We start from the raw sequence: 13,544 nt of genomic DNA on the forward strand, positions 1-13,544 counted from the left end.
GGCTCCTACAGTGCGCGGTGCATAGAGGGTTAAAGGGGTTTGGTCCAGAACAGCATCCGGCCATGCTCCGGATCGAACATGCCGGCGCTGAAGCCGAATTTAGCGTAGGACGACTGCGCCACGGCATTGCCTTCCAGCACTTCCAGCGTGATTTTGCAGCAGCCGCGCTGACGGGCGATATCCTCGACCTTTTGCAGCATCTTCTGGCTCAGGCCCAATCCGCGAAACTGTTTCACCACCACCACGTCATGCACGTTGACCAATGGCCGACAGGCAAACGTCGAAAAACCTTCAAAGCAATTGACCAGCCCTGCCGGTTCGCCCCCGACGAAAGCCAGCACGCTGAACGCATGGGGACGCTTGGCGAGTTCCCTCGGAAGGTGCTCCAGCACCTCGGCCGGCAAAGAATGACCGATACCCATCGGGTCCTCGGCGTAATGATTCAACACCTGACCTATCGCCTCGGCATGCACCGGATTGGTGTAACTGGCCTGAAGCACTAGAATTTCTGCGGATTCCATTTCCATCCTCGATTGTGGGAGCGTGACCGACTTGCCGGCGATGAGCCTGAGAGCGCCGCGTTTAAAAAGCAAGCCCGCGTTATCGTTGACATCCATCGCGAGCAGGCTCGCTCCCACAGGGAAAATCCGCTTTCAATACCCCCAGATCAATGCTTCGGTCCACCCCAGTTCGGCGAAATCCGCCGCCCTCAGGCCCGACTCCCCGGCGCAGAAAAACTCGTCCAGTTGTGGTGGCGCAACCGACGTGCCGCTGAGCATGGCGTGTACCTGCCCGCGATGATGGATCTGATGCTCGAACAGATGAGACAGCAGGCGCAAACGACTGTCGAATTGCGGCGTGTCTCGGGCGATTGTCACGATCTTGCCCAGGTCGGCGTCGCGCATTTGCTCGCAATAGGCGATCAAGCGGCGGTCAACCTGGGCCTGTTCGCGCTGCAGGTCAGCGGCAGCGGTGAACGGCTCGTCTTTGTTGAAGAACACCGTGCATTCAGGATGCGGAACATCGCCCCGCAACTCCCGTTCCAGCGCATCCATGTAAAACCAGTCGCAGGTCAGGATGTGGTTGAGGGTCGCACGCAGGCTGGGGAAGAAACTGACGCGCGGCGCCGCCAGCTCCTCTGCGCTCAACTGGCTCCAGGCCTTGGCCAGTCGATGATTGGCCCAGGCGTTCTGATAAGCCATGGTCAGCAAATGGTGGGACAAGGGCTGATTCATGTTCGCGGCTCCTTGGGTTCAAGCGTCGGCGAAACGTTGCAGCTGCATTTCCTGTAGGCGACTGAGTGTGCGGCGGAACGGGAATTCCAGATAGCCTTCGGTGTAGAGCGATTCCATCGGCACCTGGGCTTCGAGGTACAGCGGCACTTTGCGGTCATAGCATTCGTCCACCAACGCGATGAAGCGCCGCACACCGTCGTCGTGCACCGACAATTGCGGCAACTCGCGATCACCCGCCACCACCCGCTCGACCCCGTCTTCGGTGCCACGGGCGATGCGGCCGGCGCGTTTTTGCGCGCTGAGGTTGGGCACGTCACTCAACAGAATAGCCCTGAAGGTGTCGCACAGGGCCATGAAATCCATGGCGGCAAAGGGTTGCTCACAAAGGTCTGCGTAACGGCTCCAGAGCACGGTTTCACTGACCTGCACCACATTCAGCGAACGGTAACCGACCTTGATCGGTTCGCTGGAGACTGACTGGCCGGCGGTCAGCGCCTTGAACACATCCTCCAACGCGCCGGGTTGCCCGGGCGCGGCGACCCAATAGCGTTGCAAACCAGCGCCGGGATGCAGGCGATGATCTTCGCCGCCATCCACCGCGATCACCTGCATGTGCTGCTTGATCGCCTCGATCGCGGGCACGAAGCGGTCGCGGTTGAAGCCATCGGCGTACAGCATGTCCGGCGGCTGATTGGACGTGCAAACCACCACCACGCCCTCCTCGAACATCACCTGAAACAAGCGCCCGAGAATGATTGCGTCGCCAATGTCGTTGACGAACAGCTCATCGAAACACAGCACGCGGACTTCTTCGCTCAGCTCGCGAGCCAGGGCCTTGAGCGGATCGGCGGTGCCGGTCAGCTGAAACGAGCGTTGATGCACCCACCCCATAAAATGGTGAAAGTGCTGGCGCCGGGCCGGGACCTGCAGGCTTTGGTAAAACTGATCCATCAGCCAGGTCTTGCCACGCCCGACGGGGCCCCACAGGTATACGCCCGTGACCGGCGTCTGACCTTCATGCAACGCTTCATGGCATTTTTGCAACGCCCAGACGGCATGCTCCTGGGCTTCGTCCTGGACGAAGCCCTTCTGTTCGATGGCGTGTTGCCAGGCGCTTAACGGGGAGTCGGCATTCATGCGCGGCAGTATGCCATCGTGACGCGACATCTACAGTGAAATGTCCAGCCGGGCGATCTTGCCCTGCTCGTTCAGGCGAAACATGTAGCGCAGCTCCAGCGGACTGCCGGGAAACGTGCCGGAGATCAGGTTGTGCACCAACACCTTGCCGGTGCGCTGTTGCACGTCGAGCACTTCGACCCTTGGCTGGTAACGCCGGGCGGTGTCTTGCATCCATTGGGCGATGGCCTGGGTGCCAATCCGGTGTTGACCTTCATCGAACACATTGGCGTCCTCAGCGAAAAAACTGGCGACCGTCGAGGTGTCGCGGGCATTGGCGGCAGCAATGTAAGCGGCGATGGCGGGCGCCAGTGCAGAGGCAGGATGGGACATGGTGACAGCTCCTTGTTGGTTGATTCTGACGCCATGCTAGAACACGCCTGTGTCAGTTCTTGTCAGGAGTGAAACGCCCCGCTTCATCCAGTTGCATCTGCTTGCGCCAGGTGCGCAGCAGGTCGCTGCGCCGCCCCGGATAACGCTCGCCCTGCTCGCTCGCCGCCGAAATCCGGTCGGTACGAAAAGTCCGATAGGCGCCGCGCAACTCACACCAGGCGACGATGATCCGCACTTCATTGAGAAACCCCAGCGCCAGCGGCCAGATCAGCCGCTGACTCGGCACTTGCTGTGCGTCCGCATAGTCGATGTGCAGCTTGGCCTGTTCGCGAATCGCCTGGCGAAACGCATTCAGCGGCACGGCATTTGGCGCGAAGCCATAACCGGGCGGGCCCGGCATTACCGTCGGGTTGCGCAGCGCGTCCAGCGCTTCGGGCGCCAGTACCGCAGCAATCTTGGCCAGCGCATCGGCCGCCGCTTTGCTCAACACCTCATCGCCGCGCTGATCCACGTAACGCAGCCCCAGCACGATGGCTTCGGTTTCATCGGCATTGAGCATCAACGGCGGCAGGAACAAACCGCTGCGCAACACGTAACCGATCCCCGCCTCACCGTAGATCGGCGCGCCCAGTGCGGTGAGTTCCGCGATGTCGCGATAGAGCGTACGCTCGGAAATCTCAAGCTCGCTGGCGAGTGTCGCCGCCGTGACCGGACGACTTTTACCGCGCAGCACTTGCAACAGGGTCAGTAAACGCGTGGTGCGAGACACGATCGGCAGGCTCTTTTCGGAAAGGATGTCGCAGATTAGCAGAGCCCCCTGTCAGAAAGTGGCAGTAACCACGGGCCCGTTTTGCCACTCATGAAAAAGCACCTTGACTGAATACATGACCGGCATCATCTTAAATACATGTCTTGCGACATCTATATTAATCCGCAGCGTCTTCCTTCAGGAGTCATCCCATGCATTACAAAGTGTTCGGCCGAAAAACCGGCTTGCGCGTTGCGGAACTGGCGCTGGGTGCCGGTAACTTTGGTACCGGTTGGGGTCATGGTGCCGAGCGCGATGAAGCCAAGCGCATCTTTGATGGCTACCTGGAGGCCGGCGGTAATTTCATCGACACCGCCAATGGCTATCAGGGTGGTCAGTCGGAAGCCATGCTCAGCGAGTTTATCGCCACAGAGCGCGATCGCCTGGTCATCGCCACCAAATACACGTTGGGGACTACACCGGCCGCAGGCATTTCCCACACCGGCAACAACCGCAAGAACATGGTCCGCGCCGTGGAAGAAAGCCTGACACGGCTCAAGACCGACCACATCGACCTGTTCTGGGCGCACATGAGCGACGGTGTCACGCCCACGGAAGAAATCCTCCGTGGTTTTGATGATCTGGTGCGCGCCGGCAAGATTCATTATGCCGGGCTGTCGAACTTCCCGGCCTGGCGTATCGCCCGTGCCGATCTGCTGGCTGAAGTTCACGGTTTTGCGCCGATTGCCGCCATTCAGGTCGAGTACAGCCTCGCCGAGCGCACCGCTGAACGTGAACAACTGCCGATGGCCGAAGCGTTGGGGCTGGCCGCGACCTTATGGTCGCCGCTGGGTGGCGGGTTCCTGACCGGCAAATACCGCTCCAGTGACGAGAACAGCCGAGCCGCCAAACTGGGCATGCTGGTACACGCCGAGAAAAGTGCCCGCGAAACCGCCCTGCTCGACACCTTGCTCGCGGTCGCGGCGGAGCTGGACGCCAGCCCGACGCACGTGGCCATTGCCTGGCTGCGGGAAAAAGCCAAACGCTCGACCACGGCGCTGATTCCGATTCTGGGTTCGCGTACGCGTGAGCAGCTGGACGCGACATTGGGCGCGTTGGATGTGCAGTTGAGTGCCGATCAGTTGTCGCGGCTGGATGGCATCAGCGAAGTGGCGAAAGGTGTGCCGCATGAGTCCATTGCCGGTTCTTTTGCACGGTTCAGCGGGGGCGAAACCCTGGATCAGCCAATAATCCCGGTTGCCTGACACCGATAAAATTGTGGGAGCGAGCCTGCTCGCGATGGGGCCCAGTCAGTCAACATAAATGTTGAATGTCAGTCCGCTATCGCGAGCAGGCTCGCTCCCACATTGGCCCGCGTACTACCGATCGACCTTATGCTTCGCCGCATAAAGACACAGCATCTCCATCGCCAATGTCGCCGCCGCCAGTGAGGTAATGTCCGCACTGTCGTAGGCCGGCGCCACTTCCACCACGTCCATTCCCACCAGATTGATCCCGCGCAAGCCGCCGAGGATTTCCAGCGCCTGCACCGTGCTCAAACCGCCACACACCGGTGTGCCGGTGCCGGGTGCGAAGGCCGGGTCGAGGCAATCGATGTCGAACGTCAGGTACACCGGGTTGTCGCCGACCCGTGCGCGAATCGCTTCAACAATCGCGTCCACCCCACGCCGATGCACTTGCCGCGCGTCCAGCACCTGAAAGCCCTGAGGATCGTCATTGGTGGTACGCAAACCGATCTGCACCGAGCGCGACGGGTCCACCAGACCTTCCTTGGCCGCGTGCCAGAACATCGTGCCGTGATCGACGCGCTTGCCCTCTTCATCCGGCCAGGTGTCGCTGTGCGCGTCGAAGTGAATCAACGACAGCGGCCCATGTTTACGGGCATGCGCCTTGAGCAATGGATAACTGATGAAGTGATCGCCGCCGAACGTCAGCATCGCGCAACCGGCATTCAGAATGTGCTCGGCGTGGGCTTCAATGCTTTCCGGCACCGAATGCGGCGAGCCGTAATCGAAGTCGCAATCACCGTAGTCGATCACCGCCAGATGATCGAACGGGTCGAACGTCCATGGCCAATGGCGCTCCCAGGCGATCCCGGTGGACGCCGCACGAATGCCGCGCGGTCCGAAACGCGCGCCGGGACGGTTGCTGGTGGCGGTATCGAACGGCACGCCGCTGACGGCCACGTCGACACCGCGCAAGTCGCGGCTGTACCGGCGACGCATGAAACTGGTGATACCGGCGTAGGTACTTTCGGCGGCAGTCCCGTACAGACTGTCGCGGGTCATGGCCTGATCGTTTTGCACTGGGACGTCCATCAGGTGCTCCTTCTTGTTTATTTATTGGCGGCTACGGAAAGTGGTCCACAAGCGGGTGCGCTGACGCATGTCCTTGAGGCTCATGCTGCGGTCGGCGTACAACCGTTCGCGCACATCGGCGAGGGGGTAAATGTCGGGATCGCTGCGTACCGCCTCATCCACCAGCGGTGTGGCGGCCTGATTGGCGGTGGCAAAGAACAGCGTGTTGGTCAGCGCCGCCACGGATTCGGGACGCAACATGAACTCGATGAAGACGCGGGCGGCTTCGGGGTGCGGCGCGTCCTTCGGGATGGCCAGGTTGTCCTGCCACACCAGCGTGCCTTCCTTGGGAATCCGGTACGCCACTTCATACGGTTTGTTGGCCTTGCGCGCCTGATCGGCGGCCATGCTCGCGTCACCGTTGTAAGTCAACGCCAGGCAGACGCTGCCGTTGGCCAGGTCGTTGATTTGCCGACCACTGGCGACGTACAGCACATTCGGCTGCAACTGATGCAATAACGCCTCGGCGGCTGACAGATCGGACTTGTCGGTGCTGTAGGGATCTTTACCGAGGTAGTGCAGCGCCAGGCCGATCACTTCCTGCGGCGAATCGATGATCGCCACGCCGCAATCTTTCAGCTTGCTGGCGTATTCGGGTTTGAACAGCAAGTCGAGGCTGTTGAGCGGCACATCCGGCAAGCGCTTTTTCACCGCCTCCACATTCATCCCGAGTCCGAGCGTGCCCCAGGTATAAGGCACTCCGTAGCGGTTGCCGGGATCGACCGCGGCGAGTTTTTCCAGCAAGTCCGGATCGAGGTTGGCGTAGCCCTTGAGGCCTTCGTGGGGAATCGCCTTCAAGGCACCCGCCGCCAATCCGCGCGCCAGCACGCTGGACGACGGCACGACCACGTCATAGCCGCTGCCGCCGGTGAGCAACTTGGTTTCCAGGACTTCCGAGGAATCGAACGTGTCGTAGCGCACGTGAATGCCGGTTTCCTGCTCGAAGCGCTGCAAGGTTTCCGGGGCCACGTAATCGGCCCAACTGTAAAGATTGACGACCTTCTCCTCGGCATGGGCCGACACAGAGGCGGCAAGGAACAGCGCGGGTAAACACAGCTTGAATAGAGGAGCCATGACGAACACCTGACCAGAGGAAGTGGCCCCAGCATGCGTCGTCGGATACATTGGAAAAATACCAAGTCAGTTACCCTGACTTTATTGCGGAGTAATGTTTGATGCTCGGCCAGCTTCACGATGTGGATCTGCAATTGCTGCGCCTGTTCGTCAGCGTGGTGGAATGCGGCGGTTTCAGCGCAGCCCAGGGTGAATTGGGCCTGAGCCAGTCGAGCATCAGCCAGCAAATGGCCAGGCTTGAAACCCGGCTCGGCTATCGGCTGTGCAGTCGCGGCAAGGGCGGATTCAGGATCACCCCCAAAGGCGAACAACTGTTGACCGCGACCCGCGGACTGTTCGAATCCATTGAAGCGTTCCGTCATCAATCCAATGGCGTGGCCGGCCGGTTGATCGGCGAGGTGCGCCTGGGGCTATCCGAAGCCGTGGATCAATCGGTGCTGCAACGGGTGGCCGAGGCGATCCGGCGCTTTCGCGAACGCGATGAGTCGGTGCGCATCGAGTTGATCAGCGCCATGCCCGGCGAGATGGAGCGCTTGCTGCTGCAACAACGGCTGGACCTGGCGATCGGCTATTTCTCACAGGTACAAAGCGCGTTTGACTACCGCGAACTGTTCAGCGAAACCCAGCACTTGTATTGCGCCGCCGGCCATCCGCTGTTCACCGACGAGGCACCGGACGATCAAGCGTTGCAGGCGTGCGACCGGGTGGATCACCCTTACCGCTTTTTGCGCAGCGACGAGCCCTTTCAGGGCAAAGGGTGCTCGGCGCGCTCGGAACAGGTCGAAGGCACCCTCGCCTTTATTTTGTCCGGCAAGCATGTCGGTTACCTGCCCAGCCACTTTGCCCGCAGCTGGGAAGACAAAGGATTGCTCAGGGCCGTGCGCCGCAGCGATATGAGTTTCGACGTGGCGTTCCATCTGGCCCGCCACCGTGCGCAGGTGCCGGGGGATGCGCAGAAAGCCTTTGAAGAAGACCTGCTCGCAGCATTCGCCTGAACTACACCACAAATCCCCTGTGGGAGCGGGCTTGCTCGCGAAGGCGGAGTGTCAGTCGATGTAAATGTCGCCTGACACTCCGCCTTCGCGAGCAAGTCGAATCGTCGCACCGCCGCTCCCACAAGGGTTTTGTGTAAGTCGATGAATTTTCTGGCATCCTGCGCCTCCATTTTCTGACCCGGCCCGCCTTTCGGCACGCAAACCACCATGACCGCCTCTGAAAAAGCCCCTGCCCCGCGCCACAACGACCTGATCTACGGCCTCGACGACCGCCCTCATTTGACCGCCACCGTCTTCGCCGCCCTGCAACACGTACTCGCCAGTTTCGTCGGCATCATCACCCCGACCCTGATCATGGGCAGCGCCCTCGGTCTGCAAAGCGAAATCCCCTATCTGATCAGCATGGCGCTGTTTGTTTCGGGGCTGGGCACCTTCGTCCAGGCGCGGAAGTTCGGCCCGATCGGTTCCGGTTTGCTGTGTCTGCAAGGCACCAGTTTCTCGTTCATCAGCGTGATCCTCAGCGCCGGTTTCATGGTCAAGGCTCGCGGTGGTGGCACTGATGAGATCCTTTCGACAATCTTTGGCGTGTGCTTTTTCGCCGCGTTCATCGAAGTGGTGTTGAGCCAGTTCATCGGCAAACTGCGGATGCTGATCACGCCGGTGGTAACCGGGACGATCATCACGCTGATGGGGTTGTCGTTGATCAAAGTCGCCATGACCGACATCGCCGGCGGCTTCGGCGCGACGGATCTCGGCGCCGCCAGTCACCTCGCGTTGGCTGCGTTGGTGCTGGGCACCATCGTTGTGCTGAACCGTGTTGATGTGCCGTTCCTGCGCCTCGGCGCCATCGTGATCGGCCTGACCCTCGGTTACCTCGTGGCGTGGCTCATGGGCCACGTGGATTTCGGCAGCATGCCCGACGTACCGCTGATGAGCGTGCCGGTGCCGTTCAAGTACGGTTTCAACTTCGACTGGGTGGCGTTCGTGCCGGTGGCGGTGATTTTCCTCGTGTCGCCGCTGGAGGCGGCCGGTGACCTGACGGCCAACTCGATGATTTCCCGGCAGCCGGTCAGAGGCCCGATCTACATTCGCCGGATCAAATCCGGCCTGCTCGCCGACGGCCTCAATTCGGCCATGGCGGCGGTGTTCAACAGCATGCCGATGGTGACCTTCGCGCAGAACAACGGCGTGATTCAACTGACCGGCGTGGCCAGCCGCTACGTGGCGTTTTTCATTGCCGGCCTGCTGGTGGTGCTGGGGCTGTTCCCGATGATCGGCGCGGTGCTGCAACTGATGCCGAAACCGGTGCTCGGCGGCGCTGAACTGGTGATGTTCGGCACCGTTGCAGTGGCCGGGATCAAGATCCTCGCCGAAGCCGGCCTGCATCGTCGCAACATGCTGATCGTGGCGATTTCCCTCGGCATGGGCCTGGGTGTGGCGGCCGTACCGGAGGTGTTGCGCGAGTTGCCCAAGGCGCTGCATAACATCTTCGAATCGCCGATTACCGTCGGCGCGTTGTGCGCTATCGTGCTGAACATCTTCCTGCCCGAGGAATTCATCGAGCTGGAAGAAGACGATTTCGATCCGGAAGCCTCGATCCTCCAGGTCATGGAAAACCCGGATGTTCCGGTCAAAGGCTAACTCGCCGTTCTGTAGGAGCCGGCTTGCTGGCGAAAGCGGCCTAATAATCAACGCAAGTCTCAAGGCCGCCATCGCCAGCAAGCCGGCTCCTACAGGGGGGTGTCAGAGGAATCTGACGCCCGGTTTGGCCCGTTCATCCACGGTCAACTCAAACACATCCGGGCGCGCGTAGTGGCCGACGACGTCGTAGTCGTAACGCGCGCGGATCAGGTCGTCGGTGTCGATTTCGGCGGTGAGCAGTCCGCGCTCGCCGCGCAGCGGCCCGGCCAGAATGTCGCCCATCGGCCCGACGATCACACTGCCGCCGGCAATCAACGGCCGGTCCGCCGGCCAGTTGGCGATCTCTACGCCCAGGGCTTGCGGCGAGTCCTGAACCTGACAGGCACTGACCACAAAGCAGCGCCCTTCATGGGCGATGTGGCGCATGCTCACCTGCCACATCTCCCGCTCGTCCACCGTGGGTGCGCACCACACCTCCACACCTTTGGCGTACATGGCGGTGCGCAGCAGCGGCATCATGTTTTCCCAGCACACCACCGCGCCGATCCGCCCGACCTGGCTGTCGATCACCGGTAACGTCGAGCCATCGCCCTTGCCCCAGATGAGCCGTTCGGTGCCCGTGGGCATCAGTTTTCGGTGTTTGGCGACCAGTCCGGCCTGCGGATCGAAATACAACGCGGTGCAATACAAGGTGCTGCCGGCGCGTTCGATGACGCCAATCACCAGATTGGCCCCGGTGCGCGCCGACAACCCGGCCAGCGCTTCGGTTTCTACGCCTGGCACGTCGATGGCATTGGCGAAATACCGGGCAAATGCTTCTCGACCCTCCGACAGGCGATAACCCAGTTGCGTGCCGAACCCCTCGCCTTTCGGATAACCACCGAGCAACGCTTCGGGCATAACCACCAGCGCCGCGCCGGCTTCAAGGATGGCGTTTTCGTACGAGAGAATTTGTTCCAGGGTCTCGGCCTTGCCGCCGGGCAGTGCACCGATTTGCAGTGCAGCAACGATTGACTTGGGCATTGCAGTAACTCCATTGGAATCGGGTGTTGCTCATTCTCAGGCGCTACCGGATCATGAATAAAGCCCCGTTCGCTGCTGAATGATATGAACACTATGAATATCGCCACCGTCGATCTCAACCTGCTCAAAGTCTTCGAAGCCTTGCATGAAGAGTCCAGCGCCAGCCGTGCAGCGCTGCGTCTGGGCGTCACGCAGTCGGCGGTCAGCGCGGCGTTGCGTCGACTGCGCGAGGTGTATGGCGATCAATTGTTTGTGCGCACCGGCCGAGGCCTGGCGCCGACGCTCAAGGCCAATCAGTTGAAACCGGTGGTCAGCGACGCGCTGAACAAATGCCGACAAAGCCTGGCGATGGTCGATCCGGCCGCCCATCACTACGAAGGCCGTTCGGTCACGGTGGGCATGTCGGATGATTTCGAAATTGCCTACGGCCGCCGCTTGATCGAAGAGATCGCCCGTTGCGCGCCGAAGTTACGGCTGATCTTTCGCCAGACCCACAGCCAGATCGTCGCCCACGCGTTGATGGAACGCAGCATCGACCTGGCGATCACGGCCGGCGGGTTTGCCGAACGGTTGCTGAGTCGTCAGGTATTGGGGGAAGGCGATTATCTGTGTCTGGTTGACCCGACGAGTCTGGCCGCGGGACAGCAAACCATCGACCTTGAGGAGTTCGTCACCCGTGAACATATTCTGGTGTCATCGGGTGGTTTTATCGGGATCACCGACGAAGGGTTGGCCGCGCTGGGCCTGAGCCGGCGGGTATGCGCTTCGACCACGCATTTCGCAGCGTTGCCGCATCTGCTCAAGGGCAGTCAGGCGGTGGCGACCATCCCGGCACATGCCGCCCGAAGCATCGCCGCACTCAGCGGGTTGACGCTGCTGCCCTGCCCGTTGGCATTGCCGCGTTACCCGATCGAGCTGGGCTGGCGTACCAGCACGCAGCTCGATCCGGTGGTGTTGAAAGTACGTGAGGCGATTGTCGCGATTTTTGCGTGAAGCCGGCCTTATTTGGCCGCCATCAACCGATTGACTTCACTGCGCACCATGTTGGCGAATTCCGGAGGCGACATGCCGTCGAGTTCGGAACGGACCCACTCGGCCCATTTGCCTTTGCGCTTGGCGCGTTCGCCAAACAAGCGTGCGGCCTCGCCTTTGGCTTTGCCCAGGTTGTTCTGCCAGAGTTCGAACAGACGGGATTTCTCGTCTTCAAGCGCTGCGCGCTCGGCAAGGGGTTTGTCGGCCAGATTGAAGCTCATGGGGAGTTACCTGCTGCGTAAATAGGCGACATCTTACACTGTAGGAAGAAATGTCCTGCGCAGGATTTTTCTACAGGAGGGCCTGCGCAGGTAAAATCGCTGCAACTTTTTCAATCGCCGCAGACTCCATTGTTCACTGCCCACTCACCTGCAAGGAGTATCCCAATGGCTCGGAAAACCGCCGCACAAGCCGCCGAAGACCAAATCAAGGATCAAGCGTTCAGCGAGCTCCAGGCACTGATCGAAGAGTCGGAAAAATTGTTGAAAAGCAGTGCCTCGCTGGTCGGTGAGGAAGCGGATACGCTCCGTGGGCAAATCGCCCAGAAACTCCAGCAGGCGCGGGACTCGGTTACCCGTGTTCGTGACCGGACTTTGCCCGCAGTCGAAGCGACAGAAACCTATATCGGTGGTCATCCGTGGCAAACCGTGGCGATTTCCGCCGGTTTCGGTTTGGTTGTCGGGTTGTTGCTGGGCCGACGCTAAGCCCGCGATAACACGCATTGAAATACGGTCACTGTAGGAGCCGGCTTGCCGGCGATAGCGGTCGATCAGCCAACATCTATATCGGCTGATCCGCCGCCATCGCCGGCAAGCCGGCTCCTACAAAGTCCGTGTTTTGACGTTAGATTCCGGCTAGTTCGCGCAAATTCGCCAGCGTATCCGCATCCAGCTGTATACCATCAGCGTTGGACTTGGCGCGCTGATGATGGCGGCGATCACCCGGCAACCGTTTGAGCCCCACACCGTGCATCTGCCGCACCAGTTCCTGGCTGCGCTCGGCAAAACTCTGCCCGGCGGCCTTGCTCGGATCGATCACGATCAACAGTTGCCCGGTCCATGGCGTCTTGGCACCAGGGTGGTTTTTCCAGTCGAATTCGAAGGAAAAATTACCGCCGGTCAACGCCGCCGCCAACAGCTCCACCATCATCGACAACGCCGAACCTTTGTGCCCGCCAAACGGCAGCAACGCCCCACCCTCCAGAATCGCTTTCGGGTCCTGGGTCGGCTGACCGAGGCCGTCCACGCCCATGCCCGCGGGCAAGCGCTCACCCTTGCGTGCGGCGATCTGCACATCGCCATGGGCGATGGCGCTGGTGGCCAGATCGAAGACAATCGGATCGCCGTCTGCGCGCGGAGCGGCGAAGGCAATCGGGTTGGTACCGAACAGCGGGCGATCGGCACCGTGCGGCACCACGCAAGTCATGCTGTTGACCACGCTCAACGCCACCAGTCCTTCATAGGCGAACGGCTCGACGTCCGGCCACAACGCCGCGAAGTGATGGGAATTGCGAATCGCCAACACCGCGATCCCGGCGCTGCGGGCCTTCTCTACCAGCAAGGCGCGTGCGGCGGCGAGCGCCGGTTGGGCGAAGCCATTGCCAGCGTCGACCCGGACAAAACCCGACGCCACATCTTCAACCACCGGCACGGCCTGGCCATTGACCCAGCCGCTTTTCAGCGTTGATACGTAACCGGGAATGCGGAACACGCCATGACTGTGGGCGCCATCACGTTCGGCACCGGCGCAGTTGAGGGCCAGTGCCCTGGCGACTTCGGCGGAGGTGCCGTGACGAACGAAAATGCGTTCGAGCAAAAGGACGAGAGAATCAAAATCCAGGGTTGAGTTGGCCGAACTGACTGCCATTTCAGGCGAAGCGGTCATCTGAAGCTCCAGTGTTATTTTTAGA

General features: G+C 60.9%; 15 protein-coding genes. 5 read left to right on the plus strand and 10 right to left on the minus strand.

Translation table 11 applies throughout. The features are described 5' to 3' along the window. Positions 1 to 29 precede the first annotated feature (29 nt). The 5 genes from KGB24_RS01885 to KGB24_RS01905 all read right to left on the minus strand — a co-directional run bounded on the left by KGB24_RS01885 (position 30) and on the right by KGB24_RS01905 (position 3,513). A complete protein-coding gene (locus KGB24_RS01885) occupies positions 30 to 521 on the minus strand; it encodes a GNAT family N-acetyltransferase (protein ID WP_223416223.1) in 492 nt (163 codons plus the stop codon). A 132-nt stretch (positions 522 to 653) separates the two neighbouring features. Further along, positions 654 to 1,235, minus strand: a complete 582-nt coding sequence (locus KGB24_RS01890) for a DinB family protein (protein WP_008029928.1) — start codon at positions 1,233 to 1,235, stop codon at positions 654 to 656. A gap of 18 nt (positions 1,236 to 1,253) precedes the next feature. Beyond that, positions 1,254 to 2,372 (minus strand): cell division protein ZapE, encoded by a 1,119-nt coding sequence (gene zapE, locus KGB24_RS01895; RefSeq protein ID WP_223416224.1) that lies wholly within the window; start codon positions 2,370 to 2,372, stop codon positions 1,254 to 1,256. Positions 2,373 to 2,402: 30 nt separating this feature from the next. After that, a complete protein-coding gene (locus KGB24_RS01900) occupies positions 2,403 to 2,744 on the minus strand; it encodes a nuclear transport factor 2 family protein (RefSeq protein ID WP_008029932.1) in 342 nt (113 codons plus the stop codon). Positions 2,745 to 2,796: 52 nt separating this feature from the next. Further along, positions 2,797 to 3,513 carry a helix-turn-helix transcriptional regulator gene (locus tag KGB24_RS01905; RefSeq protein WP_008029933.1) on the minus strand — a complete coding sequence of 239 codons (717 nt, stop codon included), beginning with the start codon at positions 3,511 to 3,513 and terminating at the stop codon, positions 2,797 to 2,799. Between the two features lie 191 nt (positions 3,514 to 3,704). Between KGB24_RS01905 and KGB24_RS01910 the strand changes: the two genes are divergently transcribed. Continuing rightward, on the plus strand, positions 3,705 to 4,757 hold the full coding sequence (locus KGB24_RS01910) for an aldo/keto reductase (protein WP_223416225.1): 1,053 nt from the start codon (positions 3,705 to 3,707) through the stop codon (positions 4,755 to 4,757). A 114-nt stretch (positions 4,758 to 4,871) separates the two neighbouring features. Here KGB24_RS01910 and speB read toward each other — a convergent pair whose 3' ends face one another. Beyond that, complete coding sequence (gene speB, locus KGB24_RS01915) at positions 4,872 to 5,831, minus strand: agmatinase (protein WP_223416226.1); 960 nt, start codon at positions 5,829 to 5,831, stop codon at positions 4,872 to 4,874. A 21-nt stretch (positions 5,832 to 5,852) separates the two neighbouring features. Continuing rightward, positions 5,853 to 6,944, minus strand: coding sequence for a polyamine ABC transporter substrate-binding protein (locus KGB24_RS01920; RefSeq protein ID WP_223416227.1), 1,092 nt, complete (start codon positions 6,942 to 6,944; stop codon positions 5,853 to 5,855). Between the two features lie 101 nt (positions 6,945 to 7,045). Between KGB24_RS01920 and KGB24_RS01925 the strand changes: the two genes are divergently transcribed. Next, positions 7,046 to 7,939 (plus strand): LysR family transcriptional regulator, encoded by an 894-nt coding sequence (locus KGB24_RS01925; RefSeq protein ID WP_223416228.1) that lies wholly within the window; start codon positions 7,046 to 7,048, stop codon positions 7,937 to 7,939. A 207-nt stretch (positions 7,940 to 8,146) separates the two neighbouring features. Next, the gene (locus KGB24_RS01930) at positions 8,147 to 9,580 is read left to right on the plus strand and encodes a nucleobase:cation symporter-2 family protein (RefSeq protein ID WP_223416229.1); all 1,434 of its coding nucleotides are present in this window, start codon (positions 8,147 to 8,149) and stop codon (positions 9,578 to 9,580) included. Between the two features lie 102 nt (positions 9,581 to 9,682). Here KGB24_RS01930 and KGB24_RS01935 read toward each other — a convergent pair whose 3' ends face one another. Continuing rightward, positions 9,683 to 10,603, minus strand: a complete 921-nt coding sequence (locus KGB24_RS01935) for a carbon-nitrogen hydrolase family protein (RefSeq protein WP_223416230.1) — start codon at positions 10,601 to 10,603, stop codon at positions 9,683 to 9,685. 84 nt (positions 10,604 to 10,687) lie between these two features. On the opposite strand from KGB24_RS01935, the gene KGB24_RS01940 reads away from it, so the two are divergent. After that, on the plus strand, positions 10,688 to 11,596 hold the full coding sequence (locus tag KGB24_RS01940; protein WP_223416231.1) for a LysR family transcriptional regulator: 909 nt from the start codon (positions 10,688 to 10,690) through the stop codon (positions 11,594 to 11,596). Positions 11,597 to 11,604: 8 nt separating this feature from the next. Here KGB24_RS01940 and KGB24_RS01945 read toward each other — a convergent pair whose 3' ends face one another. Beyond that, the gene (locus KGB24_RS01945; RefSeq protein ID WP_007937833.1) at positions 11,605 to 11,856 is read right to left on the minus strand and encodes a hypothetical protein; all 252 of its coding nucleotides are present in this window, start codon (positions 11,854 to 11,856) and stop codon (positions 11,605 to 11,607) included. A 165-nt stretch (positions 11,857 to 12,021) separates the two neighbouring features. Here KGB24_RS01945 and KGB24_RS01950 point away from each other — a divergent pair, with 165 nt between their 5' ends. Further along, complete coding sequence (locus KGB24_RS01950) at positions 12,022 to 12,339, plus strand: YqjD family protein (protein ID WP_008029950.1); 318 nt, start codon at positions 12,022 to 12,024, stop codon at positions 12,337 to 12,339. A gap of 139 nt (positions 12,340 to 12,478) precedes the next feature. Here the strand turns inward: KGB24_RS01950 and KGB24_RS01955 are convergent, their stop codons facing one another. Next, positions 12,479 to 13,519 carry an Ldh family oxidoreductase gene (locus KGB24_RS01955; protein ID WP_192416258.1) on the minus strand — a complete coding sequence of 347 codons (1,041 nt, stop codon included), beginning with the start codon at positions 13,517 to 13,519 and terminating at the stop codon, positions 12,479 to 12,481. Between the last annotated feature and the right edge of the window lie 25 nt (positions 13,520 to 13,544).

Source organism: Pseudomonas sp. BF-RE-25 (genome assembly GCF_019956105.1).
Classification (GTDB): domain Bacteria; phylum Pseudomonadota; class Gammaproteobacteria; order Pseudomonadales; family Pseudomonadaceae; genus Aquipseudomonas; species Aquipseudomonas migulae.

Coding starts and splice junctions, on each gene's coding strand:
- KGB24_RS01885 (WP_223416223.1), bottom strand. CDS start 521: ATGGAATCCGCAGAAATTCTAGTGCTTCAGGCCAGTTACACCAATCCG.
- KGB24_RS01890 (WP_008029928.1), bottom strand. CDS start 1,235: ATGAATCAGCCCTTGTCCCACCATTTGCTGACCATGGCTTATCAGAAC.
- zapE (WP_223416224.1), bottom strand. CDS start 2,372: ATGAATGCCGACTCCCCGTTAAGCGCCTGGCAACACGCCATCGAACAG.
- KGB24_RS01900 (WP_008029932.1), bottom strand. CDS start 2,744: ATGTCCCATCCTGCCTCTGCACTGGCGCCCGCCATCGCCGCTTACATT.
- KGB24_RS01910 (WP_223416225.1), top strand. CDS start 3,705: ATGCATTACAAAGTGTTCGGCCGAAAAACCGGCTTGCGCGTTGCGGAA.
- speB (WP_223416226.1), bottom strand. CDS start 5,831: ATGGACGTCCCAGTGCAAAACGATCAGGCCATGACCCGCGACAGTCTG.
- KGB24_RS01920 (WP_223416227.1), bottom strand. CDS start 6,944: ATGGCTCCTCTATTCAAGCTGTGTTTACCCGCGCTGTTCCTTGCCGCC.
- KGB24_RS01925 (WP_223416228.1), top strand. CDS start 7,046: ATGCTCGGCCAGCTTCACGATGTGGATCTGCAATTGCTGCGCCTGTTC.
- KGB24_RS01930 (WP_223416229.1), top strand. CDS start 8,147: ATGACCGCCTCTGAAAAAGCCCCTGCCCCGCGCCACAACGACCTGATC.
- KGB24_RS01935 (WP_223416230.1), bottom strand. CDS start 10,603: ATGCCCAAGTCAATCGTTGCTGCACTGCAAATCGGTGCACTGCCCGGC.
- KGB24_RS01940 (WP_223416231.1), top strand. CDS start 10,688: ATGAACACTATGAATATCGCCACCGTCGATCTCAACCTGCTCAAAGTC.
- KGB24_RS01945 (WP_007937833.1), bottom strand. CDS start 11,856: ATGAGCTTCAATCTGGCCGACAAACCCCTTGCCGAGCGCGCAGCGCTT.
- KGB24_RS01950 (WP_008029950.1), top strand. CDS start 12,022: ATGGCTCGGAAAACCGCCGCACAAGCCGCCGAAGACCAAATCAAGGAT.
- KGB24_RS01955 (WP_192416258.1), bottom strand. CDS start 13,519: ATGACCGCTTCGCCTGAAATGGCAGTCAGTTCGGCCAACTCAACCCTG.